A 26,169-nucleotide genomic window follows, 5' to 3' on the forward strand; every position below is an offset into this window, starting at 1 on the left:
GTACGGGACCGAGGCGGCGCGGGCTCTGCGGGCCGCTCTCAGCCGTTCTGCGGCGGCAGCGCGGCGATGAAGGGGTGATCGCGCTCGATCAGGCCCAGCTTGCTGGCGCCACCGGGCGAGCCGAGCTCGTCGAAGTACTCGACGTTCGCCTTGTAGTAGTCCTTCCACTCCTCCGGAGTGTCGTCCTCGTAGAAGATCGCCTCGACCGGGCAGACCGGCTCACAGGCACCACAGTCGACGCATTCGTCCGGGTGGATGTACAAGGACCGGGAGCCCTCGTAGATGCAGTCGACCGGGCACTCTTCGATGCACGCCTTGTCCTTGACGTCGACACAAGGCTGCGCGATGACGTAGGTCACGCTGTCGTTCCTCCTCGATAGGGCGCTGGCGAGCCGTCTTCAGGCCCCGCCACCTGGCGCGCGGGAGCGCGGCGTCGTCGATGCCCGCACCTAGTATCTCCGTTCCTGGGCATGATCCATACAGGAGGGGTGAACTGACCTGTGGAAATCTCTGCCGCCGGCCGTCTCGAGGTCCGTATCACCGCTGCTGACGTGGGCAAACGTGTCTCCGTTCGACGACTGAACGAAGAAGTCACCGATAGTGAGAAGTTCACCGACACGGTGGGTGTTCTCACATCATGGGACGAAGTCGCGGGTGTGCTTCTGATCACACGGCGCGACGGCGAGCGCGTCCGGGTCGCGGCAGCGTCCCTGGTCGCGGGCAAAGTGGTCCCGGCGGCCCCCGCCCGCCGGCGCGGTCCCGCCGCCTCGTACGAGGAGCTGGCGCGGGTCTCCGCGCGGTCCTGGCAGCCCGTGGAGAGCGAGCGTCTCGGTGAGTGGGAGCTGCGGGCGGCCTCCGGGTTCACGCGGCGGGCGAACTCCGTGCTGCCGCTCGGCGACCCGGGCCTGCCGCTCGGCGAAGCGCTGACCGCCGTACGCCGCTGGTACGCCGATCGTGGCCTCCCCGCGTACGTCCAGACCGCGACCGGCGCCGAGGGGACGCAGGAGGTGCTGTGCGCGGAGCTGGAGGAGCGCGGGTGGACGCGTGAGGTGACGGCCGAGCTGTGGGTCGGCGGGCTGGCGCCCGTCGCCGACCGGGGGGATCCGGACCGGGTGGTGCTGTCCCGGGAGGCCGATGAGGCATGGCTCTCGCGGTATCAGCGCAAGGGGGTGAGCGAGGTGGCGCTGGCGGTGTTGGGGAGCGGCCCGTCGGTGTGGTTCGCGACCGTGCCCGGGGGTGAGGGCGAGCCGCCCGCCGCCATCGGGCGGTGTGTCGTGGACGGGCGGTGGGCCGGGTTCGGGGCGGTCGAGGTGGACCCCGGACGACGACGGCAGGGGCTGGCCACGGCTGTCATGGCCGCGTTGGCCGGGCGAGCCCTTGAGGAGGGGGCGTCGGCCGCCTGGCTCCAGGTGGAGGCCGACAACGCGGGGGCGCGGGCGCTGTACGCCGGGACGGGATTCGGAGCGCATCACTCCTACCACCACTATCGATCGGTGTGAGAGGGCACGGGCCTGGTATGCGTTTCCCTCATCCCCCGCCGTATCCCCCGGGACCCGAACGGTCCGCCGAGTTGCGCGCTCTCTTCGCCGACGAGGCCCGGTCCGAGCGGCCCGATCTGACGACGCTGTGCCTGCTGATGGGCGGGGTCGCGGACCGGGCGCTGGACGAGGCCGGTGTCGACGCCGTCCAGATGGAACTCGACCGGCTGGCCGGGCAGTTGCCGTTCCGGCCGGGCGGGCCGCGTTCCTGGGCGACGGCGCTGCACGAGCTGTTGGGCGAGCGTCTCGGCTTCCGGGGCAGCCCGGCCGACTATCAGCGGCTGGAGTCCTCGCTGCTGCACGAAGTGGTGGTACGGCGGCGGGGGTTGCCGATTCTGCTGTCCGTGCTGTGGATGGAGGTCGCGCGGCGGGCGGGGGCGCCGGTGTACGGGGTCGCGCTGCCCGGGCACTTCGTCGTGGGGTTCGGACCCGTCGACCAGCAGGTCTTGGCCGATCCCTTCGACGGGGGGCGGGTGTTGAGCGGGGGCGACGCGGAGTTGCTGGTGGCCGGGGCGACCGGGGAGGCGTTGGATCCGTCGATGCTGGTGCCGGCGGATCCGTTGGATGTGATGCTGCGGGTGCTGAACAACATTCGGGCGTGGGCGGCGGCGCGGCCGGAGCGGTCGGAAGTGTCGTTGTGGGCGGTGGAGTTGGCGCTGCTGCTGCCTTCGCATCCGGCTCGGCTGCGGTACGAGCGGGCTCAGTTGCTGGTGGGGCGGGGGGAGTTCCTGGTGGGGGCGGCCGAGCTGGAGCAGTACGCGGAGGTTGTCGAGGCGGGGGCCGAGCGGGTTCGGGGACAGGCTCGGGCGGCTCGGGCCCGGTTGAACTGAAGTCCCTTGTGAACTGAAGTGCCCTTGTGCGGCAGGGCGGTTCAGCTCACCTCGATGTGGTCCAGTTCGGCGTAGAGGTCGCCCTTGGACAGGCTGAGGGTGTTCCAGCCGGTGCGCAGCGGCACGGTCCGGACGGCCGTCTGCCAGTTGTCCCAGGCGGTGTGGGGATAGAGCACCGTACCGGCGTCGGTACCGTCGACGGACAGTCGGTGGGTGGCGGCGGCCGGCTTTCCCGCCGGGTCCAGTGAGCCGTTCGCGTAGCGCACGGACAGGGTGTGCGGTCCCGCGGACGCGGCGAACACCCGGAACTCGACACGGCTGTCCGGGTGGTCGATGTACCCGACCGCCCTGCCGCCGGACGCCTCGGGGGCGTCACGGACGACGACGTTGTTCAACCGCGCCCGCTCCGCCTCGTGGACGACCTTGCTGCCGCGCACCACCGGATGTCCGTCGGCCCAGCCCAGATCGGCCCGGTACAGGGTCCGGACACCTCCGCGCCAGCCGTGCAGGACGATGTGGTCGCGGCCGTCGGGCCCCTCGACCACGTCCTGTCCCCCGGGGCCCTGGACGGCGCCGGAGAAGCTGTCCGTCGACATGAGGGGGCGGGGGGCCTTGGTGTAGGGGCCGGTGAGATGCGGGGACACGGCGTAGCCGGTCGCGTAGGCGCTGGTGTCGTAGGCGTTCGCGGAGTACAGGAGGACGTAGTGCCCCGCGCGTTTGACCAGGGTGGGTGCCTCCACGAGGCGGCCCTCCCAGGACTGGTCCTGGCGGATCAGCCGGACCGGGTCCCCGGTGAGGCGGGTGCCGTCCCACGTGGTGGGCTGGAGGTGCAGCCAGGTGTCCTGGCCGAGGTGGCAACAGTTGCCGTCGTTCTTCCACAGCAGGTAGCGCCGCCCGTCCTCGGTGTAGGTCGAGGCGTCGATGGCGCCGCCCTCGCGCGCGGGGCAGACGAGGGGGGTCTCGCCGGTCGGGCGGAAGGGGCCATCCGGCGCGGTGGCCCGTGCCACACCGATGCACTGTCTGCCGCTCGCCCGGTCGCGGGCGGTGTACTGCATGGTGAAGCCCGCGCCGTCGTCGAACACTTCCGGCGCCCAGACGAGTTCGGACCGGGGAGCCGCCCAGGAGCCGGGGTCGGGCAGCATGTCACGGTCGTCGACCGTCCAGTGCCGCAGGTCGCGCGAGGTGGCGTGCTGGATGTGGCGGGGGCCGCTGTTGGTGGCGTAGGCGTGGTAGACGGCGCCGACCTTGACGATGTCCGGGTCCGCGAAATCGCGGTCGACGACGACCGAGGGCGAACCGTCCACGGCCGGTGGCGCGACGGCCGTATGTCCCGAGGGCGGGTCCAGGACCAGGGCCAGGCAGAGGAGGGCCGCGAGAGACGCGAGTCGTCTCCCCAGCCGGCGGGTCATGTGGGAGGGGAACGTCTGACGGGAGGGCATGGGGCGGTCCCTTGGGATCAGGGGGCGGAAGATCAGTGCCTGAGATCAGTGCCTGAGATCAGTGCTTCTGGCTGTGTCGCGTCCCGCGTCCTACGCCGACGGCCCTACGCCAGCTCGATGCCGTCCAGTTCGGTGAACAGGTCGCCCTTGGAGAAGCGGATCGTGTTGCGGCCCGCGTGGAAGGCCACCGTCACCGGTTCGGTCCGCTGCCAGTTCTCCCAGCCGGTGTGCGCGTAGTGGACGGGGTTCGCGACGGCACCGTTGACCGAGAGGCCGTGCGAGGCGCACGACTCAGCGCCGGCGGTGTCCTGCGAGCCGTTGCTGTACCGCACGCTCATGGCTCGGGGACCGGCCGACGCGACGACGACGGTGAACTCGACGTAGCTGTCGGGGTAGTCCATGTGGGCGATGGCCTTGCCGCTGCGGGCCCCGGTGGCCTCGCGGACGGTCACCTGGCTCTTACGGGCCTTCTCCGCCTCGTAGAACACGGGCCGTCGCTCGTCGACCCCGGCGCGCAGGCCCTCCTTGCCCAGGGCGGCCGTGGTGGTCCGCTCGCCCTGGGGGTCGGTGTCGAACTGGACGCCGTACGCCGTCAGACCCGCTGCGAGCAGTACGACGGTGACCACCGCGGCGATGGCCCGCCCCCGCGTGACCCGCGTGAGGCGCCACCACGCGGGGGCGGGGCCGGGAGCCGGAGTGCGCGGGCTGTCGTCGGGCAGAGCCGGAGTGGGTACGGCCGGGAGCACGGCCGGGAGTTGTGGGGGCGACGACATACGGTCGGCCGCCTGCCACAGGGCGCGCAGTTCGCTCAGGTCGCCGCCCAGGATCCGGCCGATCTCGGCGACGACGGGCCAGGGTGCGACGCCGTCGCCGCGGAAGTAGCGCGACAGCGACGTGTCGCTGACCGGGACCCGCTTCTCCAGCTCCCGCAGGGTGAGGCCCGACCGGTGTTGCAGGGCGCGCAGGGCCGCGCCGAGCTGTCGTTGCGCCGCCAGGCGGTCACTCTGCCCGCTGTCCGTCATGGCGGACGTCTCCCGTGGTACGACAACGGTGTCCCGTTGGTGCTTCATGCCCTGGGACAGGCTGTCCCAGCAGGTCAGGAATCTATGGAAGCGGACAATGGCGACGCAACCGGCACGGTGTCCCGGCCCGTGCAGAGTCGATTCACCGGTCACGGGATTCACTCCTACGGCCCAATGGAGTGCCGTCGTTCGGGCTCTCGGCGGAGGGTGCGCCCAGCCCGAGGAGGGCTGGGCGCACACCTGGTGACGGGTCAGTCGCCGTACTGGACGGGCCGGTAGGCCCGGTACTCGCTGCCTCCGTTCAGGCCGTAGGTCAGCGTCCGGTGTGTGGTGCCGGGGCCGCCGCGCTGCTCGTAGGCCAGATAGGAGGTGTGGGCCGCGTCGTTCCACCGTTCGAAGATGACGACGTGCCGGGTGTTGCTGTTGCCGATGGCGTCGATGACGAGGTCACCGGGCTGCAGTTCGCCCATCGCGATGGGGCGGGTGAGGTTCCGGTTGGTGGCCAGCCCCACCGTGTTGGTGCCGGGCGTCGGCAGGCCGAGTGCCATGGAGGCGTAGCCGGAGCAGTCCTGCCGGTAGCCGTCCCGCCAGTACGCGGACTGGTTGTAGGGGACGGGGCGACCTCCGTTGGCGGTGAGCCAGGTCGCGGCCCGCTCCAAGGTCCGCTGCCGTGAGCCGGTCTGGGGGTCACCACCGGGATCGCCCTGCACGGGGACACCCGGAAGCCGGTCCTCGGGGATGTCCACGGCGACGACGGTCAGGAAGCCCGTGACGGGTGCGGTGATGTGGGCCATGAAGGTGGAGCAGGCGCTGCCCTCGCACACCCGGTGGCCGGTGTCGACCTGGTAGTCGGCAGTGATGCGGTCCTGACCTGCGGAGTTCTGGTTGATCATGCCGACGGACGGCGAGTTGATGTCCGAGGTGGCGTGCACGACCCAGCGCGTCCCCCAGGTGGGGAAGGAGGCGGCGGCCTGGGAGACGCTCGCCGGCGTCGTGGTCGGGGTCGTGGCGTGGGCGGAGACGGCGAGTGCCGGGACCGTCAGACAGGTGAGGGCGAGGGTGGGCAGGATCTTGCGCAGCTTGCCGGCGCGGGGGGACATGGTTGGTCTCCTCGTTCGAGGTGTTCGAGATGTTCGAGATGTTCGGGGCGTGGGATCAGGGGCCGGGGTCGGGCCCGCTACTGCCACTGCTGGTTCGCCGAGTTGGTCACGCACGGCAGGGCGATCAGGCGCTTGTTCTCGCCCGGGTCGGCGACGCACGCCCCGGTCTTCACGTTCCTGAACTGGATGCGGCTCTGGGTGAGCTTCTCGACCGTCCACTTCTGGTAGTCGAGTCCGTTGCACGGAAAGGTCCGCAGGCCGGCAGCGCTGTCGTCCAGGCACCTGCTCGTGGCCATGTTCGTGAGCTGTCGGGTGCCGTCGGCGGCGTGCCGGGTGACCACCCACTTCTGGTGGTTGAGCCCGTTGCACTGCCAGCCGCGCAGTCCGCCGCCGTCGCTGTCGTCCATGCACAGTCCCGTGTGCACGTTGCGGTACGTCTCCGCGCCCGCCGCACGGGCGACGGGAGCCGAGGTGGTGGAGGCGGGGGTGGCGGGAGCCGCGCCGAGCACGGTCACGGCGGCGGCCACGAGGGAGGGCAGGAGGATGCGTACGGAAGTCATGCGGAAGTCCCTTCCGAGGGATGCGAGGAGTCGGCCGTGAGCGGCCACAGGAACCGACGCGCACTCACCGTCGGAGGCGAACTGCGGGGCCGGTGAGACGAGTTTGTGCAGCTCACAACCCGCCCACAACCTGATCCCGGCTGCTTCGCCCATGTCGGGACAGACACGCTCCTGACCTGCTGGGGCGCACCTGTCCCGGGACGGGAAGCGGACGGCGAAACAGCGTCGGGGCGGCTCCCGAAGGACACCGCCCCGGCCGGGGACTCCTACAGCCAGCCCTTCTCCCTCGCGATCCGTACCGCCTCGGTCCGGTTCCGGGCCGTCAGTTTCTGGATCGCTGTCGAGAGGTAGTTGCGGACCGTGCCCTGGGAGAGGTGCAGGGTGGACGCCAGCTCCGCGTTGGTCGCGCCGTTCGCCGCCGCGCGCAGAACCTCACGCTCCCGATCCGTCAGCGGATTGGCGCCGTCTGCCAGGGCCGCTGCCGCCAACGTGGGGTCGATGACCCGCTCTCCGGCCAGTACCTTGCGTACCGCTTCCGCCAGTTGGGCGGCCGGGGCGTCCTTGACCAGGAAGGCGTCGGCGCCGGACTCCATGGCGGCGCGGAGATAGCCGGGGCGGCCGAAGGTCGTGAGGACGACCAGCTTCAGGGACGGGAACTCGTGGTGCAGGAGAGCCGCCGCCTCGATGCCGGTGGCGCCGGGCATCTCGATGTCCAGGAGGGCCACGTCCAGGTCGGCGTGGGTCCGGGCGGCGGCCAGCACCTCGTCGCCGCGGGCCACTTGGGCGACGACCTCGATGTCGGGCTCCAGACCGAGCAGCGCGGCCAGCGCCTCGCGGACCATCGACTGGTCCTCCGCCAACAGGACCTTGATCATGCGGCTCATGGACCGGATCCTACGTCCGCCCGAGTGGTGGGCGACGAGTTCGCCGGCACCCTCGCGACCAGGCGGAAGCCCTGCTTCGTACGGGCTGTTTCCAGGGAACCGCCCGTCTTCTCCAGGCGTTCCGCGAGGCCCGTCAGGCCGTTGCCCGGTGTTCCGGGTGAGCCGTCGCCCGTGCCGTTGTCCTCGACCGACAGTTCGAGGACCGGGCCCTCCAGGGTCTGCCTGCTCAGCACCTCCACCGTGCAGCGCCGGGCCCCGCTGTGCCGTACGACGTTCGTCACCGCCTCGCGCAGCGCCCAGGCGAGGGCGGACTCCGCCTCCTCCTCGATGTCGGTCTCCGTGGCGCTCGCCGGCAGGTCGGCCGTGATGCCCGCCGCCGTCAACGCGACCTTCGCGCCCGCCAGTTCACCGGCCAGACGGGGACGCCGATAGCCGCTCACCGCCTCGCGTACGTCCACCAGGGCCTGGCGGCTCACCTTCTCGATGTCGGCCACCTGGAGGGCCGCCTTCTCGGGGTGGGCGGGGAGCATACGGCCCGCCAGCTCGCTCTTCAGGGTGATCAGGGAGAGGGAGTGGCCCAGCAGATCGTGCAGGTCCCTCGCCAGGCGCAGGCGTTCCTCGTTGGCCGCCAGCTGGGCGACCGTGGCCCGGGCCTCGCGCAACTCGATCGTCGTACGCACGAGTTGACGTACGCCCATCATGGCGGCGCCGCCGAGCAGGGCCGGGATGAGGAGCCCGGCCAGGTAGGAGTGGCCGCCGGGGACCGCCAGCGCGACCGCCGTCATCAGGGCCGACACCCCCACGATCGCCCAGCGGGCCGTACGTGCCGTCAGGGCGGCGCCGGACGCGGTCGACACGTACACGAACAGGACCAGCCACTCGCGGCCCAGGGTGAGGGCGAGGAGCGTCGACTGGGCCGTGAGGACCGCGAGGGAGCCCACGACCAGGAGGGTCGTCTCGCCTCGGCTCGTACGGAAGACGAGGATCGCGTACCAGGCCACGAACACCACCAGGCCCAGCCAGCCGAGGACGCGTACGCCCGTGCTGTGGCCGCCGTGCAGGAGGTCGCTGACCGGTGCGCTCAGGTAGACGAGCCAGATGCCGATCCACAGGGACTTCACGACCCGCTGTCTGCGGGTCGTGGGGCGCTGTCCGATGCCGACGCCGCTCACGCCTTCAGCGTGTCCTTCCGGTACAGCCAGGCCGCGCCGCCCGCGAAGAGGACGAACGAGACGGCCAGGATCGCCACGTCCTTCGCCTGCGGGGCGTTGCCCAGCTCTATGGACTGTCCCAGGGCAGCGTACGCGTGCGTGGGCAGCCACTTCGCGATGTCCTGCAGCCAGTCGGGGAAGCTCGTCGTCGGCATCCAGAGGCCGCCGAGCATGGACAGGCCGAAGTAGACGATCATCGTGATCGGACGGACCGCGTCCCCGCTCGCCAGATAGCCGAGGGCGACTCCCAGCGCCGCGAAGACCAGGCTGCCCACCCAGATCGTCCCGGTGAGCGCCAGCCACTTCCAGGCGTCCAGGTGGACGTCCTTCACCGCCGCCGCGACGACGAAGACGATCACGATCGACGGGAGGCTGATCACGGCCGCGCTCGCCGTCTTGGCGAGGACATAGCCGCGGCCCGGCAGCGTGGTCAGCCGCAGCTGCCGTACCCAGCCGCTCTCGCGCTCCTTGGCGATGCGCTCGCTGTTGCCCATCAGTACGGCGGTCAGGGCGCCGAAGGAGGCCATGGCGACCATGTAGAAGGTGGGGAGGGTGAGTTCCGTGCCCGTCACCTTCGTCGTGCTGTCCGCGCTGCCCGCTATCAGGAGGAACAGCGCCGACGGGTAGATCACCGAGAAGAAGAGGAACTTGCGGTTGCGCAGGGCCCGGGTGATCTCGAGGCGGATGAGGTCGTTCATGAGGTGCGCGCCTCCTCGGCCGCTGCGGTGAGGGTGACGAACGCCTGCTCCAGGCCCAGGCCGGCCACTTCGAGGTTGCGGGGGTAGAAGCCAAGGCCGTACAGGGCGTGGACGGTCGCGTCGGCGTCGGAGGACTGGATGCGGACCGTCTGGCGGGCTATGTCGAGGGCGGTGAGGAAGGGGAGGGTGCGGAGCACTGCTTCCTCGGCCGGGCTCTCCGCTACGAACTCCAGGTCGAAGGAGATCCTGCGGGCGCCCGCCTTCGCCTTGATCTCGGCGGCCGTGCCGTCGGCCAGCAGGCGGCCCCGGTGCAGGACGAGGACGCGGTCCGCTGTCGCGTCCGCCTCCTCCAGGTAGTGGGTGGCGAACAGGACCGTACGGCCCTGGTCCGCCTGCTCGCGCATGGTCGCCCAGAAGGACTGGCGGGCGGTGACGTCCATGCCGGTCGTGGGCTCGTCCAGGACGATCAGGGCGCTGTCCCCGGCCGTGGCGAGCGCGAACCGGACGCGCTGTTCCTGGCCGCCGGACAGCTTGTTGACCTTGCGGTCGGCGAAGTGGGTGATCCCGGCCCGGGAGAGGACCTCGCCGACCGGGAAGGGCCGGGGGTGCAGGGCGCAGGCGAGCGCGACCAGCTCACGGACGGTGACCTCGTCCATCAGGCCGCCGCTCTGCAGCATGGCGCCGACATGCCCGCCGACGATGGCGTCCCGAGGGCTGCACCCGAGAACGCGGACCGTACCGCTGTCGGGCTGCTTGAGACCGAGAAGCAGATCGAGGGTGGTCGACTTGCCGGCACCGTTGGGGCCCAGGACGGCCACGGTTTCGCCGGGGCGGAGAGTGAGCGTGAGCCCGTCGACGGCCCGTACCTCGCCGTAGCTCTTGGTGACCTGGTCGAACGCGACCACTGGGGCGGTTTCCATGCGTCCATCGTGGCTGCGGACAGGCTGAGCCCGGCAGTGCCGACGGTCCTGACTCGCGGATGACAGATGTCATGGCCCCGCGCCCCTCAGGGGCGCGGGGAACTGCGCGACAAGCCCCCACCGGCCCGCGGCCAAAGAACCGCGTACCCGGCGGAGCCTTCAGCTCGGGTCGGTCTCGATGACCCCGACCCGATTAGTCGTGCTGACCAGCGCCGGACGCATCGCACCGATCACGTCCTCGACAGTCACCGGCGTCTTGTTGCCGTTGCCACGAGCGATCAGAACCTGATCGAACGTACCCCCGTACAACTCCTTCAGCGCGGCCTTGTCGTACGACTCGACCAGCTTGCCGTTGAGCGGCTTCACCTGGAGGAACTTCCACAGGGAGTTCTGCGGGCTGAACTCCACCTCCGGCGCGCCGGTGCCGACGCGGACGATGACGTTGGCGGACATCGCCGGGGTGGCGAACGCCTTCATCATGCGGTCGACCTCGGCGTTCGAGATCGTCGGTTCCTGGGTCTTGGTGGGGACCTGGACCGGCGTACTCGTGCCGCTCTCCACCTGGCTGTGGTAGGCGTTCTCGACGGACTCGGCGGCAGCGGCGGCGTCGATGCCCTTGCCCGCCTTGCCGTAGACGGCGACGGCCTTGCCCGACTCGAACTTGATCGTGCCGTCGCTGGCCGAGCCGGTTCCGCCGGCCACCCGCTGGAGCGCGGCGGTCAGCTTCTCCTCGTCGACCGGCATGACGGGTTCGACGACCCGCTGCTGCCCGAAGAGCGAGCCGATCACCGACACCGGGTTGTAGTCGCTGACGGCGGCGGCCCGGACCGTGGCCTGGGTGTCGAACTGGAGCCCGGCCTGGTCCGGCTTCAGCTCGACCGTCTTGCCGTCGACGGACAGCTTCAGCGCCTGGGTCATCCGGTCGTCGAAGGCGTCGTCGAGCTTCTTGACGGCGTCGTCGCGGGTGCCGCCGCCGATGTCGACGCCGAACACGGTGGTGCCCTTGGGCACGTCGGAGTGGTTCATCAGCAGCCCGGCGCCGTACACGGCTCCGGCGATGAAGAAGACGGCGACGATGAGCAGCGTCAGCTTGCTGCGGCCCTTCTTCTTCGCCTTCTTGCCCTTGGGCGCGGCAGCGGCGGGCGCGCTCGGCGACACCGGCTCGGGCAGCTTCGGCGGGGTGTGCGGAAGCGGGCCGTCGGGGTGCGTGCCCGGCCCGAACGGGGAGTTCGGGGAGTTCCGGTCGGCCGGGACGACGGGCATGCCGCTGGTGAGGGTGGAGCTGGAGACGTTGTCCACGGAGCCGCCGTAGCCGCCGTAGCCGTCGGCGCCCGGTTCGGGGGCCTGCTTCTGCGGGGTGAGGATCGCGGTGTCGTCGCTGAGGCCGCCGCCGAGGCGTCCCGTGCCGGGGACACCGGGTGCGCCGGACGGGCCGCCGCTGACGGGCGGGACGACCGGGCCGTCGCCGGTGACGGGACCGCCGGTCGGGCCTGCGGGGCCGCGTCCGCCCGGGCCGCCGGGACCGCCGGGTCCGAAGCCGTTCTGGCCGTTCGGACCGTTCGGGCCGCCGAAGTCGGCCTGGGCGGCACCGAAGTCGCCGAAGTCGTTGGGTGCCGTGAAGTCGTTCTGGGCGGCGAAGTCGTGCTGGGGCCCGAAGCCACCGGGCTGCCCGTTGGAACCGCCGACCTGACCATTGGGGCCGCCGACCTGGCCGTTGGGCCCGCCGCCCTGAGGGCCATGCCCGCCTTGCCCGTTCTGCCCGCCCTGCCCGTTCTCCGCGAAGTACGGCAGGTCGTCGCGGCGCGGCTCACCTCGGCCGTCGGCGGCCCGGGGACCAGCCCCGGACCCGCCGGCCGGCGGGTAGGGGGACGTGCTCAGCGGGCCCGCCCCGGCCGCCAGCGCGGACACGTCGAAGGAACCGGTGCCGCCACCGTGCCCCGGCGCCACGGGACCGGCGCCGGTCGCACCGGGGAGCCCGGCACCCTTCGTACCGCCACCGGCGGCGCGTGGGCCGCCCGCGTTGCCCGCGGCGCCCATGACACCCAGACCGGGACGCGAAGACCCCGTGGGACTACCGCCGTTGGGGCCACCGGGACGGGAAGCGCCCGCCGGACCGCTGCCGTTGGGACCGCCCGGACGAGCACCACCGGGCGCGGGACCCGAACCACCGGGCAGACCGGCTCCGTTGCTCGCACCGCCGCCCGGACCGCCCTTGGGCGCACCGGACTTGCGCGGCGCGAACCAGTCGCTGGTCTTCTCCCCGGCCGGGGCCGGGGTTTCGGCGGACGGCGCGGCGGCGCCGTTGGACGCGGCGGCGCCCGACGTTCTGCCGTCGCCTCCGCCGCCCGTCCTCGGCAGCGCGTGGGACCCGGTCTCCTCGGAGGGCGAGTACGACGGGGACTCGGCGTCCGCGACGGGCGTCCGGACGACGACCGGCGGAATGGGCCGGGATCCGGGGATGTTGATCCGGATCCGGGTCGTCAGCGTGGTCTCGGTCTTGGGCCCGTCGGGCTCCGCGGCCGAACGGCCCGCGTCCGTACCGCCGTCGGACGCCATGGGCGTGCCGTACGGCGGTGTCCCCGAGGGGTAGGCGGCACCCCCGCGCCCGTTGGGCCCGGAGGACGGACTGTCAGTTTCACGACTCAAGGCAGGTTCTCCCGGTTGGCTCCGCCGCCCGACGCGACCTCACGCGGGCAGCTCGGCGGCGCGCACCACCATACTGGCCACTCCTGGCGCGTATCCCACGACCGCCGGGGAAACCATCACGGGACCCCCACGCGGTAGCGGCGGCGAAGTGCTGCATCTTTCCGGGGGATAACCCCCGGACCCCCAGCAGAAAAGCAGGTCGGCTTGGTCGACCGGTGCGGACACCGCGCGGCAAACCTGCGTGGAGGGCATCTGTAAGGCCTGTCACTTGCCAAGTCGGACGGCGGAGCCGTCCGGTTGCCGCCCCTGACCGAGGGTGGCGCACATCACAGCGACAGCCATCCCTCCGAGGAGGAAGAGGTACGAGCCGACTCCCGCGGCGAACAGGAAGTCCCCCTCCGGACGGCTCGCGGTGAGCAGGATGACGGAGACCATCCACCCGGCCGCCGGCGCGACCGCCCCGGCGCGACTCCCGACGGCACGCGCCCCACCGAGAAACAGCCCGGCCGCTCCACCGAGGGCGAGCAGTAGCCCACCCGGGAACCAGGCGGCCTGCACAAGCCCGCCCGCGGCCCCTACCACGGCCCCAAGGACGAAGAGCCCCAGATAGGCCACCGAACGCCCGAGAGAGGGCCCGACAAGCGGCTGAGCCAACAGACTCCCACCGCCCGCCGCCCCGGTTACCGCCTTCCCGCGCGCTCCGCCCGCGGGTGCCTTCCCGTTCGCACTCATCGCGCACCACCCTCCGCAGTCACTGCGATCCCGTCGAACAGATCGGTCTCACGTACAGAAGTACGCTCACCACCCCCACCGCGCTCACCTCGCACCAACTCGTAGTACTCATCGGTGAAGAGCGGCTGGGCCTGCTGGTTGGAGAGGGCGAACCAGGGCTCGGCCACCTCGATCTGGGTGGCATGGGCACGCATGGCGGCGGCCTTGGCGGAGCCGTAGGCGGTGCCGTCGACAAAAGTGGTGATCCGGTCGTCCTCCACAACCCCCGGTACGTCGTCGACGACACCGGCCTTGGGGAACGACAACCCGGGCAGCGCCTCCCGCAACCGCGCGAACCCCTCCTCGGCGACCGGCCGGGGCACACGGTTCCAGTAGACCTTGGGGACGCTCCAGCCCGCCTCGTCGGCCAGTTCCACGGCACGCGTGGCGACGCGGTGGGCCTGGATGTGATCGGGGTGCCCGTACCCCCCGTCCGGGTCGTACGTCACCACAACCTGGGGCCGGACTTCGAGGATCACCTCGACGAGGTACCCGGCGGCCTCGTCGAGATCCGCCTGCCAGAAACAACCAGGATCGTCGTTGTCGGCAAGCCCCATCATCCCGGAGTCCCCGAACCGCCCGACTCCGCCGAGCAACCGGTGATCGTCGACACCGAGGGCACGCATGGCAGCGCCCAGCTCCCCGAGCCGGTACTCCCCCAGCGCGGCACCGTCGAGATGGGCAAGCTCGGGCGGAATGACCTCGCCACGCTCACCGAGGGTGCAGGTGACCAGCGTCACCAGGGCGCCCTCGGCCGCATACCTGGCCATGGTCGCGCCGTTGTTGATCGACTCGTCATCCGGATGCGCATGCACCAGAAGCAGACGCCGGTCGGGCAGTTCCGTCATGGGCCCACCCTACGAGGCCCGGGGGACTGACCTGCGGCGCCCTCCTAGGAGTCCCCGTCCCGGTAGCGCGGCAGGCCGGTCGTCGGGATCGTGACGAACTCCTCGGCCGGCGTCTCACCGGACACGTCCGCCGGGCTCGGGCTCCGGTCGCGCACCTTCCGGAGCCCTCCGGAACCCGCCAGCGGCCCACCTACCGGTGCCACTCAGCAGACGCAGATCAGAACTTGAGGTCGCCGATCATGCCCGCGATGCTTGTCGTCAGGTCGCTGATCGTCGGGGCGAAGGTCGACGAGGCCATGTAGAACCCCAGGAGCATGCACACGACCGCATGGCCTCCCTTGAGTCCTGACTTCTTGATCAGCAAGAAGACGATGATCGCCAGCAGCACGACCGCCGAAATCGAGAGTGCCACGGCGGCTCACCTCCAAGGGGCCCAGGGACGCGGGGGGTCGGACTATGGGGGCAGTAAATCCATACAGTGGCCAGCAGGTTCATACCCACTTGCCGCCAGTGATCATAACTATTCGTCCGCGCGCATCGGTCGGCGCACGGCCGCACAAGGGGGCGCATGGCCAATATGGTCGGGGCATGACGACCGAGCCTGTCTCCTTCCCCCGCCGGCACGCCCGCACCCAGCGATTCACCCTCGGCGCACCCCGCGCGTTCACCGTGGCGCCCGACGGTTCACGGGTCGCCTACCTGCGGTCATCCTCCGGTACGGACCGGGCCAACAAGCTGTGGGTGCTCGACCTCCCCGACGGTGGGGAGCGCCTCGCCGCCGACCCGCTCGCGCTTCTCGGCGGGGCCGACGAGGAGCTGTCCGCCGAGGAGCGGGCGCGCCGGGAGCGGAGCCGTGAGGGGGGTGCGGGGATCGTCGGTTACGCCACCGACTCCGCCGTCGAACTGGCCGCCTTCGCTCTGTCCGGGCGGCTTTTCGTGGCCGAGCTGCAAGCCGGGACCGTGCGGGAGATCCCCGTTCCGGGGTCCGTCATCGATCCCCGGCCCTCCCCCGACGGACGGCTCGTCGCCTACGTCGTGGGCGGTGCTCTGCACCTCGCCGACCTCGCCGGTGAGCAGACTCTCGCGCTCGCCGAGCCCGAGTCGGAGACCGTGACCTACGGGCTCGCCGAGTTCATCGCGGCCGAGGAAATGGCCCGTTCGCGCGGGTTCTGGTGGTCCCCCGAGTCGGACCGGTTGCTCGTCGCGCGGGCCGACGACTCGCCCGTCAGCCGCTGGTGGATCTCCGATCCTGCGCATCCGGAACGCGAGCCGCAGCGGGTCGCGTATCCGGCGGCGGGCACTCCGAACGCCGAGGTGCGGCTCTTCGTAATCAGCCTTGAGGGCGTGCGCACGGAGGTTGTCTGGGATCGCGAGAAGTATCCGTATCTGGCGCGTGTGCACTGGTCAGCGGCCGGTGCGCCGCTGATTCTCGTGCAGTCGCGGGACCAGCGCGGGCAGCTCTTCCTGGCGGTGGACCCGGACACGGGGGCGACCCGGATGGTGCACGCGGAGGAAGATCCACATTGGCTTGATCTTTTCCCTGGCGTGCCGTGCTGGAGCCCCTCCGGACAGCTCGTGCGCATCGCCGACGAGGGTGGCGCGCGCGTGCTCGCCGTCGGGGAACGGCCGCTCACCGGGGCGCAGTTGCACGTACGGGCGGTGCTGGACGTCTCCGCCGATGACGTGCTCGTGTCGGCGTCGGCCGGGGAGGAGGCCGCCGGTACCGAGATCGGCGAGGTGCACGTCTATCGAGTGAACGAACTCGGGCTGGAGCGCGTCTCGCAAGAGCCCGGCGTGCACTCGGCGGTTCGCGCCGGGGGCGTGACCGTACTCGTCTCGGCGGTGCCGGACCGGCCGGGGGCCCAGGTGCAGGTGCTGCGCGACGGGAAGCGTGCCGCGACTGTCACCTCGTACGCCGAAGATCCCGGTTTGTCCCCGCGCATCACTCTGACCCAGGGGGGCGCACGCCGAATTCCATGCGCCCTGCTTATGCCGAACGACTACGACGGGGTCACTCCCCTCCCCGTCCTCATGGACCCCTACGGCGGTCCGCACGGCCCCCGAGTGGTCGCCGCGCACAACGCCCACCTCACCTCGCAGTGGTTCGCCGACCAGGGTTTCGCGGTGGTCGTGGCCGACGGGCGAGGGACTCCGGGGCGCTCGCCGGCCTGGGAGAAGGCGGTCCACGGGGACTTCACCGTCTCCCTGGACGACCAGGTCGAGGCCCTGCACGACCTCGCCGAGCGCCACCCCCTGGATCTCTCCCGGGTGGCCATCCGGGGCTGGTCGTACGGCGGTTGGCTCGCGGGTCTTGCCGTGCTGCGCCGGCCCGACGTCTTCCACGCGGGCATCGCGGGCGCCCCGGTGACGGACTGGCGGCTGTACGACACGCACTACACGGAGCGGTATCTCGGCGACCCGGGCGCGGCCCCCGAGGCGTACGCCAACAGCTCCCTCGTGACGGACCAGGGGCTGTCCGCTCCCGCCGAGCCGCACCGCCCCCTGATGGTCGTGCACGGCACCGCCGACGACAACGTCGTATTCGCCCACGCCCTGCGACTGTCCTCGGCCCTGCTGGCCGCAGGCCGCCCGCACGAGGTGCTTCCCCTGTCGGGCGTCACGCACATGACCCCGCAGGAACAGGTCGCGGAGAACCTGCTGCTGCTTCAGGTGGACTTCCTGAAGCGGGCGTTGAGGCTGACCCACTAGGCAGGCCGGGCACGGCAACGGGCTGGGGCTACATGGCGAGCCCCAGCCCGTTTACGGCACCCGCACGGCCGTACGTTCCTCAGAGTGGCTTGTCCATATATCGAGATCGGGTCGGCCAAGTTGCCTGCGTGTTAACGCGTTTCGTGCGTACTTATGCTGCTATTTCAACCCGTCCGCATGATCGTCCACAGCATCCGTCGGCGGCTCCTCGACCGGCACCACCTGCTTCTCCTCCGCGAAATGACACGCCGAGTCATGCGCCGCCGGCCCCGTCGTCAGCCGGAACTCCGCAGGCACCGCCAGCAGCGGCACCTCCAGGGCGCACCGTTCCTGGGCCTTCCAGCAGCGGGTGCGGAAGCGGCAGCCGGAGGGGATGTTCGTCGGGGAGGGCACGTCACCGGTGAGGATGATCCGCTCCCGGTGCTCGCGGGCCTCGGGGTCGGGGACGGGCACCGCGGAGAGGAGTGCCTGCGTGTAGGGGTGCGTCGGGTGGTCGTAGATCTCGGCGTCCCGGCCGATCTCCACGATCCGCCCGAGATACATGACCCCCACCCGGTCGGAGATGTGCCGCACGATCGACAGATCGTGCGCGATGAAGATGTACGCGAGCCCGAACTCGCTCTGGAGGCGGTCCATCAGGTTGATCACCTGCGCCTGCACCGACACGTCGAGCGCCGACACCGGTTCGTCCGCGACGATGATCTCGGGGCGCAGCGCCAACCCCCGTGCGATACCGATGCGTTGGCGCTGGCCGCCGGAGAACTGGTGCGGATAGCGGTTGATGTACTCGGGGTTGAGACCGACCACGTCCAGCAGGTCCTGGACCTTCTGCCGACGGTCCCCCTTGGGCGCCACCTCGGGGTGGATCTCGTACGGCTCCCCGATGATGTCGCCGACCGTCATCCGGGGGTTGAGGGAGGTGTACGGGTCCTGGAAGACCATCTGGATGTTCCGGCGTACGGCCTTCAGGGCGCGGCCCGACATCCTGGTGATGTCCTCGCCCTTGTACTTGATCGTCCCGGCCGTCGGCTTCTCCAGGTTGACCAGCATCTTGGCGACCGTCGACTTGCCGCAGCCCGACTCCCCCACGATGCCCAGGGTTTCGCCCGCGCCGAGCGCGAAGTCGACGCCGTCGACCGCCCGGACCGCGCCGACCTGCTTCTTGAAGAGGATGCCCTGGGTGAGCGGGTAGTGCTTGACCAGCCCGCTCACTTCGAGGATCGGCTCGGCAGTCTTAGTGGTTGTGGGCATCGAGCGTCTCCCTCCAGAAGAAGCAGGCGCTTCTGCGGTCCTCGTCGACCTCCGCCAACGGCGGTACCTCCGTACGGCAGATGTCCTGGGCCATCGGGCAGCGCGGGTTGAAGGCGCAGCCCGGCGGGATGTTCATCAGGTTCGGCGGGAGGCCCTTGATGGCGTACAGCTCGCGGCCCTTCTGGTCGAGGCGCGGGATCGACTCCAACAGGCCCTTGGTGTACGGGTGGGCGGGCGCCTTGTAGATGTCGTGGACCGGCGCCGACTCGACGATCCGGCCCGCGTACATGACGGCGATCTTGTCGGCGACGTCCGCGACAACCCCGAGGTCGTGGGTGATGAGGATCAGGCCCATGTTCAGCTCGCGCTGCAACTCGGCCAGCAGATCCATGACTTGGGCCTGGACAGTCACGTCGAGGGCCGTCGTCGGTTCGTCGGCGATGATCAGGGCCGGTTCCAGGGCCAGCGCCATGGCGATCATGATGCGCTGGCGCATGCCTCCGGAGAACTGGTGCGGATAGTCCCGTACGCGCTGGGCGGCGGCAGGGATGCGGACCCGGTCCATCAGCTCAACCGCCTTGGTGCGGGCGTCCTTTCGGGACATTCCTCGGTGGACCGTGAACATCTCGCCGAGCTGGTCGCCCACGCTGAGCACGGGGTTGAGGGACGACAGCGCGTCCTGGAAGATCATCGCCATCTGGGCGCCCCGGACCTTGCGGCGCTCCTCCTCCTTGAAGGTGAGCAAGTCCTGGCCCTGGAACAGGACTTCGCCGCCGGTGATCCTTCCGGGCGGGATGTCGAGGATGCCCATGACCGCCTGGGCCGTGACCGACTTGCCTGAGCCGGACTCGCCGAGCACGGCCAGCGTCTCGCCCGCGTCCACGCTGTAGGTGACGCCGTTGACGGCCTTGGCGACCCCGTCCCGGGTTCTGAACTCCACGTGCAGGTCGCGTACTTCGAGGAGCATGGCGCCGGTCACCTCAGCTTCGGATCGAGGGCGTCGCGCACCGCGTCGCCGAGCATGATGAACGCGAGGACGGTGACCGCGAGCGCTCCGGAGGGCCAGAGGAGGGCGTGCGGGGCGTTGCGGATGAACGGGGAGGCCGCGCTGATGTCGATGCCCCAGGAGACCGTCGGGGGCTTCAGGCCCACGCCCAGGTACGACAGGGTCGCCTCCAGGGCGATGTACGTACCGAGCGCGATGGTCGCCACGACGATCACCGGGGCCACCGCGTTGGGCGTGATGTGCCGTAGCAGCATGCGGGAGTTGGAGGCGCCGAGGGCGCGGGCGGCCTGGACGTAGTCGTTCTGTTTGGCGGTGATGACCGAGCCGCGGGCGATACGGGAGATCTGCGGCCAGCCGAGCAGCACCATGAACCCGATGACCGGCCAGACCGTCGAGCTGGTCACCACGGAGAGCAGGACGAGGCCGCCGAGGACGACGGGGATCGCGAAGAACACGTCCGTGATCCGGGAGAGCACCGAGTCCCAGATCCCGCCGAAGAAACCGGCGAGCCCGCCGAGGACGGACCCGAGGATGGCGACCCCGAGCGTGGCGCAGACGCCGACCGTGACGGACGTACGGGCGCCGTAGACCGTGCGCGTGTAGACGTCGCAGCCCTGGCCGTCGTATCCGAAGGGATGGCCGGGGCTGGAACCCTTCTGGGCGTTGGCGAGGTCGCACTTGAGGGGGTTGCCGGAGGCGATCGCCGAGGGCCAGATGGAGATGACGACCAGGAAGAGGATGACCAGCCCGGCGATGATGAAGACGGGGTTGCGGCGCAGGTCGTGCCAGGCGTCCGACCAGAGGGAACGGGGTTTGTCGGCCGGGCCGCCGTTGTTCTCCGGGCGCTTCTCCAGCGTCTCCGCCTCGCTCATCGCGAGGTCCATGGCTCCGCCCATGCCGGTCGCCGCCATGGCACCCTCGGATGCGCCGGTCGCGCCCGTGGACTGGGGTTCAGGCATAGCGGATCCTCGGGTCGAGTACGGCGTACAGGAGGTCGACGAGCAGGTTGGCGACCAGGAAGACGAGGACGAGGACGGTCACGAAGCCGACGACCGTCTGGGTGTTCTGGCGGAGAATGCCCTGGTAGAGCTGGTAGCCGACGCCGTGGATGTTGAAGATCCGCTCGGTGACGATCGCGCCGCCCATCAGCGCGCCGATGTCCGTGCCGATGAAGGTGACCACGGGGATGAGTGAGTTGCGGAGCAGGTGGCGGGTGATCACCCGGCGGCGCGGGAGTCCCTTGGCGACGGCTGTACGGACGTAGTCGGAGCGTCTGTTCTCCGCGATCGAGGTGCGGGTCAGACGGGTCACGTACGCCAGTGAGACCGAGGCCAGGACCAGGCCCGGGACGATCAGTTCGCTGAAGGTTGCGTCCGTCGACACCGACGGTTTGATCCAGGCCCACTCGACGCCCAGCAGCAGCTGGAGCAGCAGACCGGTGACGAAGGTCGGGACCGAGATGACGACCAGGGTGACCAGGAGGACGCTCGTGTCGACCGGCTTGCCCCGGCGCAGGCCGGTGATCACGCCCAGGGTGATGCCGATGACGATCTCGAAGAAGATCGCCACGATCGTGAGCCGGATGGTAACGGGGAACGCCGTCGACATCAGCTCGGTGACCTCCTGGCCGTTGAAGGCGGTGCCGAAGTCGCCGGTGAAGACGTTGCCCATGTAGGTCAGGTATTGCTGCCAGACGGGCTTGTCGAGGCCGAACTCCTTCCTGAGCTGGGCGGCCGTGGCCGGGTCGCACTGCCGGTCGCCGCAGAGGCCCGCGATGGGGTCGCCCATCACGTTCACCATCAGGAAGATCAGCAGGGTGGCGCCGATGAAGACCGGGATCATCTGCAGCAGACGCCGGATCACGTACCGTCCCATGAGGGCTCCGGAGGTAGTGGGGGCGGACGCTCCTGGAAGCCCGCCCCCGACGGCTCAGCTGACCTTGATCTCGCTGTACACGGGCAGGCTGAACGGGTTCAGGGCCACGTCCGAGAGGCGTTCCGAGTAGCCGGCGCTGCCGTTCTGGTACCAGAGCGGGATGGCGCCCATGTCGTCCCGCAGGACCTCCTCGGCCTGCTGGAACAGCTCGACGGCCTTGGCCTGGTCGGTCTCGGCGTTGGCCTCGTTGACCAGCTTGTCGAACTCCTTGTTGGTCCACTTGCCGTCGTTGGAGGAGGCGTTGGTGTAGTAGAGCGGCTGGAGGAAGTTCTGGATCAGCGGGTAGTCCATCTGCCAGCCCGCGCGGAACGGGCCCGACATCTTGGACTGGGTGATCTGGTTGCGGAAGTCGGCGAAGGTGCCGACCGGGTTGGCGACGCAGGCCTTGTCGTTGTCGAGCGCGTTGTTGACGCTGTTGCAGACCGCGTCGACCCACTGCTTGTGCGAGCCGGTGTCCGCGTTGTACGAGATCTTGACCTGGCCGCCGGGGAAGCCGCCGCCCTCCTCGATGAGCTTCTTGGCCTCCTCGGGGTCGTACTCGCAGGCGTCGCCGCACAGGCCTTCCTTGTAGCCGCCCTCCTCGCCGAGGACGGGTGAGGTCCAGTCGGTGGCGGGGGTGCGGGTCTTCTGGAAGATCGTCTCGGTGATCTGCTCGCGGTTGATCGCCCGGGAGAGGCCGGTGCGGACCTTCTCCATGCCCGCCTTGTCCCAGTCCTTGTCGTAGAAAGGGAAGGCGAGGGTCTGGATGATGCCGGCGGGCGTGTTGATGTACCGGTCGCCGAGGTCGGCCTTGACGTTCGTGAGCTGGGAGGCGGGCACGTCGTCGACGAGGTCGAGGTTGCCGGCCATCAGGTCGGTGTAGGCGGTGTTGTTGTCGGTGTAGACCTTGAGGTCGACGCCGCCGTTCTGCGCCTTGTCGGTGCCCGAGTAGGCGTCCCACTTGCGCAGGGACATCTGGGAGCCCTTGGTGTACGAGTCGATCATGTACGGGCCGTTGCCGACGGGCTTGCTCAGCCAGGCCGCGTGGTCCGTGAAGAAGGACTGGGGCAGCGGCGAGAAGGCCGAGTAGCCGAGGGTGTCGGGGAACGTCGAGAACTTCTGGTTGAGCTTGACGGTGAAGGTGTTGGTGCCGGTCACCCTGAGCCCGGAGAGGGTCTCGGCGGTCTGCTTGCTGCCGTCCTCGGGGTGGGCCTTGTCGTAGCCGTCGATGTAGCCGAAGAAGTAGGCGTTCTTCTGGTTGTTCTTGAGGCTGGCGCCGTAGTTCCAGGCGTCGACGAACGACTTCGCGGTGACGGCCTCGCCGTTGCTGAACTTCCAGCCGTCCTTGATGGTGATCGTGAAGTTCTGGGAGTCGGTCGTCTCGATGCTCTCGGCCATCATGTCGGTGGCCTGGCCCGTCTTGGCGTCGTACCGCTTCAGTCCGCGGAAGACCATGTCGAGGACCTTGCCGCCCTGCACCTCGTTGGTGTTGGCGGGCTCCAGCGGGTTCTGCGGGTCGCCCCAGGAGGAGCTGAGCACTCCGGAGCCGTCAGCGCTGCCACTGCCGCCGCCGTCGCTGTCGTCGCCCCCGCAGGCGGTCGCCGCGAGGGCCACCGCCACCGCACATGCGGCCCATCGGACGTGCGTGGCTCCACGCATGGAGTGCCTCCTGTTTCAGTGCGCCATACCGTTTCGGTGCGCTGCACCGTTATCGGTCAATATCGGTGCACAGCACCCATAGCGCACGCCTGGGCGGCCCGTACGGGTCTCCCTCCCTCTCCGGTCCCTCTTTGATCCCTCTTTGGTCATGGCCGTCCAAAGCTGAACCAAGTGGCACCCCTCCCCCGGGTCAAAGGGCAAAAGTCCAGATCAAAGGCGTCAACAAAACATTGACGGCGACTGAACCGGCGCAGAAAAGTCCCCAATGTGACCTCGTCTACGCCTTCCGCCACCGCACCCCGGGTGGCGGCCGATTCCGGTGCCGAACCGCCGACGCCCACCGCGCCGGCCCGTGGCGGCACCGGCCGTTCGCCGGGGCGGATCGCCTGGCTGCGCTTCCGGCGCGACCGGACCGGGCTCGTCTCGGCCGTCGTGGTCGTGCTGTTCTTCGTCGCGGGCGTCGCCGCCCCGCTGATCGCCAAGGTCTACGGCAAGGACCCGTACACGACGTACGGCCAGAACGGCACCGGGCTGCTCAACGAGTTCGGTTTCCCGATCAGACCCAACGGCGGTATCAGCGGCGACTTCTGGTTCGGCGTCGAGCCGCAGCTCGGCCGGGACGTCTTCACCCTGCTGCTGTACGGCATCCGCAACTCGCTGCTCATCGCCACGGTGACGACCGTGCTGGTCACCCTGCTCGGCATCGTCGTCGGTGTCACGGCCGGCTACATGGGCGGGCGGATCGACGGCTTCGTCGGCCGGGTCATCGACATCCTGCTGGCGTTCCCCTCCACGCTGTTCTTCATCGCCTTCTGGCCGGTGATGATCTCGATCTTCGTGTCACCGGAGGAGAACACCCCGACCTGGCTGACCGTCGTCAGCCTCATCTCCGTGATGACCGCGTTCGGCTGGGCGCCCATCGCCCGGCTGCTGCGCGGTGAGGTGCTCGCCCTGCGCGAGCGGGAGTTCGTGGAGTCCGCCAAGGTCACCGGGGCCTCCCCGGCCCGGATCATCTTCAGGGAGCTGCTGCCGAACCTGTGGACCCCGGTCCTCATCCAGGCGACCCTCGCGCTGCCCATGTACGTCACCACGGAGGCGGCGCTCGCCTTCCTCGGGGTCGGGCTCAGCGACCCCACGCCCGACTGGGGCGTGATGATCCAGCGCGGGGCGCAGGTCTACCAGAACGACATCACGTACATGCTCTTCCCCGGCCTGTCGATGGTGATCTTCGTGATCGCCTTCAACCTCCTCGGCGACTCCGTGCGCGACGCACTGGACCCGAAGACGAGGCGCTGACCCGAGCGCCCTTCGCCGCCCGCACCGGCCCTCCCAGAAGACACACCCCTTCTCCTTGATTCAGGCAGGACACCCCATGTCTCTCTCCCGCAGAAACTTCGTCATCGCCACCTCGGTGGCCGCCGGCGGCTCCATGGTCCTGTCCGCGTGCAGCAGCGGTGGGGGAGGCGGTGGCGGTACGTCGGGGGGCGGCGCGGCCGGGACCAACAAGTACTCGTCGGTCACCATCGGGACCAAGGAGGACTCCACGGGGCCCGCGCCGGCGATCCCGGGCGCGAAGAAGGGCGGCACGATCCGGCCGATCGGCCCGCAGGACTTCTCGCACCTCGACCCGCAGCGCATCTACTACTCGTGGAACTCCGAGGTCGGCAACCTCTACATCCGCTGTCTCACCGGCTACCGCATCGACGGCGGCGCGATGAAGCTCGTCGGCGACCTCGCCACCGACACCGGCACGATGGCGGACGGCGGCAAGACCTGGACCTTCACCCTGAAGGACGGGCTGAAGTGGGAGGACGGCAGCGAGCTGACCGTCGAGGACGTACGGCACGGCATCGAGCGCGGCTTCGCCAGCTTCACCACCGAGGGCGCCACCTACCTCCAGGCCGCGCTGACCGGCAGCAACGACTTCCGCTCGGTCTACAAGGGCCCGTACGACGGCAAGCACCTCGACTCGGTCGTCACGGACACCGCGAAGAAGACGATCACCTTCCACCTCAAGACGGCCCGCCCGGACCTCAACTGGACGCTGGCGATGCAGTCGTACGGAGCGGTGTCCGCGAAGCACGACACCAAGGAGAAGTACGACAAGGACCCGTTCTCCTGCGGGCCCTACCGGCTCTCCCAGCACTCCGTCGACAAGTCGCTGACGATGGTCCGCAACACCCACTGGGACCCGGCGACCGACCCGATCCGCAACGCCTACCCGGACTCGTTCACCTTCGAGTTCGGCCCCGAGGCACTCCAGACCACCGACCGGCTGATCGCCGACTCCGGGACCGACCAGTACGCGGTGATGGCGTACAGCGGGGTGCCCGCCGAGCGCATCCAGAAGGTGCTGACGACGCCCGCGCTGAAGAGCCGTACCGTCGACGGACTGCTGACGGGCCTGTACTACTACGCCATCAACTGCAAGCGGATCACCGACCTGAAGGTCCGTCAGGCGCTCAACTACGCCTGGCCGTTGCAACAGATCCGGACGATCTACGGCGGCCCGTCCGCCGGTGACTACGCGACCACGATCCTCGGCCCGGACATGGCCGGCCGGGTCAAGTTCGACATCTACGGCAAGCTGACCAAGCCGCAGGGCGACACCGCGAAGGCCAAGGCGCTGCTCAAGGAGGCCGGCAAGCTCGGCCAGAAGATCGTCTACACCTACCCGCAGGGCGGCAACGACGCCTACGAGAAGACGAAGGTCGTCATCGCCAACGCCCTCAAGGAGGCGGGCTTCGACCCGGTCGTGAAGCCGGTCGAGTCGACCAGCTACTACGACCAGGTCCAGCAGATCGACAACTCCTTCGACGTGATGTGGTTCGGCTGGTCCCCGGACTGGCCCACCGGCTACACGATGATCCAGCCGCTCTTCGACGGCCGGACGATCGCCAACGGGGCGAACAACGTCTCGCAGCTGAAGGTGAGTTGGGTCGACGCCGCCATCGACAAGGCTGCGGCCTTGACCGACCAGACGAAGGCGAACGCGGCGTGGGCGGCGCTGGACAAGGAGCTGATGGAGAAGGAGGCGCCGATCATTCCGGAGACTTATCAGCGGCGGTTCTATCTGTACGGCAGCAAGGTGGGTGGTACTGAGTACGACCCACTGAACTCGTCGTTCGTCCTCTACAAGCTGTACGCCAAGTCGTAGGTCGTA

At 69.8% G+C, this 26,169-nt stretch carries 23 protein-coding genes; 5 read left to right on the forward strand and 18 right to left on the reverse strand.

The window, feature by feature from the left end; genetic code table 11:
• Positions 1–38 precede the first annotated feature (38 nt).
• Complete coding sequence (gene fdxA, locus LUX31_RS13570; RefSeq protein ID WP_164267011.1) at positions 39–359, reverse strand: ferredoxin; 321 nt, start codon at positions 357–359, stop codon at positions 39–41.
• Positions 360–500: 141 nt separating this feature from the next.
• Between fdxA and LUX31_RS13575 the strand changes: the two genes are divergently transcribed.
• Complete coding sequence (locus LUX31_RS13575; RefSeq protein ID WP_235475033.1) at positions 501–1,499, forward strand: GNAT family N-acetyltransferase; 999 nt, start codon at positions 501–503, stop codon at positions 1,497–1,499.
• A 17-nt stretch (positions 1,500–1,516) separates the two neighbouring features.
• Positions 1,517–2,368 (forward strand): transglutaminase-like domain-containing protein, encoded by an 852-nt coding sequence (locus tag LUX31_RS13580; RefSeq protein WP_235475034.1) that lies wholly within the window; start codon positions 1,517–1,519, stop codon positions 2,366–2,368.
• Between the two features lie 41 nt (positions 2,369–2,409).
• Here LUX31_RS13580 and LUX31_RS13585 read toward each other — a convergent pair whose 3' ends face one another.
• The 12 genes from LUX31_RS13585 to LUX31_RS13640 all read right to left on the reverse strand — a co-directional run bounded on the left by LUX31_RS13585 (position 2,410) and on the right by LUX31_RS13640 (position 14,879).
• Positions 2,410–3,807, reverse strand: coding sequence for a family 43 glycosylhydrolase (locus LUX31_RS13585; RefSeq protein WP_235475035.1), 1,398 nt, complete (start codon positions 3,805–3,807; stop codon positions 2,410–2,412).
• 104 nt (positions 3,808–3,911) lie between these two features.
• Positions 3,912–4,982 (reverse strand): helix-turn-helix domain-containing protein, encoded by a 1,071-nt coding sequence (locus LUX31_RS13590; protein WP_235475036.1) that lies wholly within the window; start codon positions 4,980–4,982, stop codon positions 3,912–3,914.
• A gap of 98 nt (positions 4,983–5,080) precedes the next feature.
• Positions 5,081–5,929, reverse strand: a complete 849-nt coding sequence (locus tag LUX31_RS13595; protein WP_235475037.1) for a hypothetical protein — start codon at positions 5,927–5,929, stop codon at positions 5,081–5,083.
• A gap of 77 nt (positions 5,930–6,006) precedes the next feature.
• Positions 6,007–6,489, reverse strand: a complete 483-nt coding sequence (locus LUX31_RS13600; protein WP_235475038.1) for an RICIN domain-containing protein — start codon at positions 6,487–6,489, stop codon at positions 6,007–6,009.
• Positions 6,490–6,755: 266 nt separating this feature from the next.
• Positions 6,756–7,373, reverse strand: coding sequence for a response regulator transcription factor (locus LUX31_RS13605; RefSeq protein ID WP_235475039.1), 618 nt, complete (start codon positions 7,371–7,373; stop codon positions 6,756–6,758).
• On the reverse strand, positions 7,370–8,545 hold the full coding sequence (locus LUX31_RS13610) for a sensor histidine kinase (protein WP_235475040.1): 1,176 nt from the start codon (positions 8,543–8,545) through the stop codon (positions 7,370–7,372). Before LUX31_RS13610 ends, LUX31_RS13605 begins: the two co-directional genes overlap by 4 nt.
• On the reverse strand, positions 8,542–9,282 hold the full coding sequence (locus LUX31_RS13615; RefSeq protein WP_235475041.1) for an ABC transporter permease: 741 nt from the start codon (positions 9,280–9,282) through the stop codon (positions 8,542–8,544). The genes LUX31_RS13610 and LUX31_RS13615 overlap by 4 nt, the downstream gene beginning before the upstream one ends.
• Complete coding sequence (locus tag LUX31_RS13620) at positions 9,279–10,202, reverse strand: ABC transporter ATP-binding protein (protein ID WP_235475042.1); 924 nt, start codon at positions 10,200–10,202, stop codon at positions 9,279–9,281. The genes LUX31_RS13615 and LUX31_RS13620 overlap by 4 nt, the downstream gene beginning before the upstream one ends.
• Positions 10,203–10,361: 159 nt before the next feature.
• Positions 10,362–12,848 (reverse strand): hypothetical protein, encoded by a 2,487-nt coding sequence (locus LUX31_RS13625; RefSeq protein WP_235475043.1) that lies wholly within the window; start codon positions 12,846–12,848, stop codon positions 10,362–10,364.
• Positions 12,849–13,112: 264 nt separating this feature from the next.
• Entirely contained in the window at positions 13,113–13,580 is a 468-nt protein-coding gene (locus tag LUX31_RS13630; protein ID WP_235475044.1) for a DUF6113 family protein, read from the reverse strand.
• Entirely contained in the window at positions 13,577–14,467 is an 891-nt protein-coding gene (gene mshB, locus LUX31_RS13635; RefSeq protein WP_235475045.1) for an N-acetyl-1-D-myo-inositol-2-amino-2-deoxy-alpha-D-glucopyranoside deacetylase, read from the reverse strand. Before mshB ends, LUX31_RS13630 begins: the two co-directional genes overlap by 4 nt.
• A 217-nt stretch (positions 14,468–14,684) precedes the next feature.
• Positions 14,685–14,879, reverse strand: coding sequence for a hypothetical protein (locus tag LUX31_RS13640; protein ID WP_006375723.1), 195 nt, complete (start codon positions 14,877–14,879; stop codon positions 14,685–14,687).
• A gap of 176 nt (positions 14,880–15,055) precedes the next feature.
• Between LUX31_RS13640 and LUX31_RS13645 the strand changes: the two genes are divergently transcribed.
• Positions 15,056–17,176 (forward strand): S9 family peptidase, encoded by a 2,121-nt coding sequence (locus LUX31_RS13645; protein WP_235475046.1) that lies wholly within the window; start codon positions 15,056–15,058, stop codon positions 17,174–17,176.
• Positions 17,177–17,335: 159 nt separating this feature from the next.
• Here the strand turns inward: LUX31_RS13645 and LUX31_RS13650 are convergent, their stop codons facing one another.
• The 5 genes from LUX31_RS13650 to LUX31_RS13670 are packed head-to-tail and all read right to left on the reverse strand — an operon-like array spanning position 17,336 to position 23,006.
• A complete protein-coding gene (locus LUX31_RS13650; RefSeq protein WP_235475047.1) occupies positions 17,336–18,427 on the reverse strand; it encodes an ABC transporter ATP-binding protein in 1,092 nt (363 codons plus the stop codon).
• Entirely contained in the window at positions 18,411–19,394 is a 984-nt protein-coding gene (locus tag LUX31_RS13655) for an ABC transporter ATP-binding protein (RefSeq protein ID WP_235475048.1), read from the reverse strand. Before LUX31_RS13655 ends, LUX31_RS13650 begins: the two co-directional genes overlap by 17 nt.
• Positions 19,395–19,402: 8 nt before the next feature.
• The gene (locus LUX31_RS13660; protein ID WP_235475049.1) at positions 19,403–20,392 is read right to left on the reverse strand and encodes an ABC transporter permease; all 990 of its coding nucleotides are present in this window, start codon (positions 20,390–20,392) and stop codon (positions 19,403–19,405) included.
• Positions 20,385–21,308: an ABC transporter permease gene (locus LUX31_RS13665; RefSeq protein WP_235475050.1), complete on the reverse strand. Its 924-nt coding sequence runs from the start codon at positions 21,306–21,308 to the stop codon at positions 20,385–20,387. Before LUX31_RS13665 ends, LUX31_RS13660 begins: the two co-directional genes overlap by 8 nt.
• 54 nt (positions 21,309–21,362) lie before the next feature.
• The gene (locus LUX31_RS13670; RefSeq protein ID WP_235475051.1) at positions 21,363–23,006 is read right to left on the reverse strand and encodes a peptide ABC transporter substrate-binding protein; all 1,644 of its coding nucleotides are present in this window, start codon (positions 23,004–23,006) and stop codon (positions 21,363–21,365) included.
• A gap of 267 nt (positions 23,007–23,273) precedes the next feature.
• Here LUX31_RS13670 and LUX31_RS13675 point away from each other — a divergent pair, with 267 nt between their 5' ends.
• Entirely contained in the window at positions 23,274–24,302 is a 1,029-nt protein-coding gene (locus tag LUX31_RS13675) for an ABC transporter permease (RefSeq protein ID WP_443045956.1), read from the forward strand.
• A gap of 76 nt (positions 24,303–24,378) precedes the next feature.
• Positions 24,379–26,163, forward strand: coding sequence for an ABC transporter substrate-binding protein (locus LUX31_RS13680; protein ID WP_235475052.1), 1,785 nt, complete (start codon positions 24,379–24,381; stop codon positions 26,161–26,163).
• Positions 26,164–26,169: the final 6 nt, after the last annotated feature.

The organism is Streptomyces sp. GQFP (genome assembly GCF_021545335.1).
Taxonomy (GTDB): Bacteria; Actinomycetota; Actinomycetes; order Streptomycetales; family Streptomycetaceae; genus Streptomyces.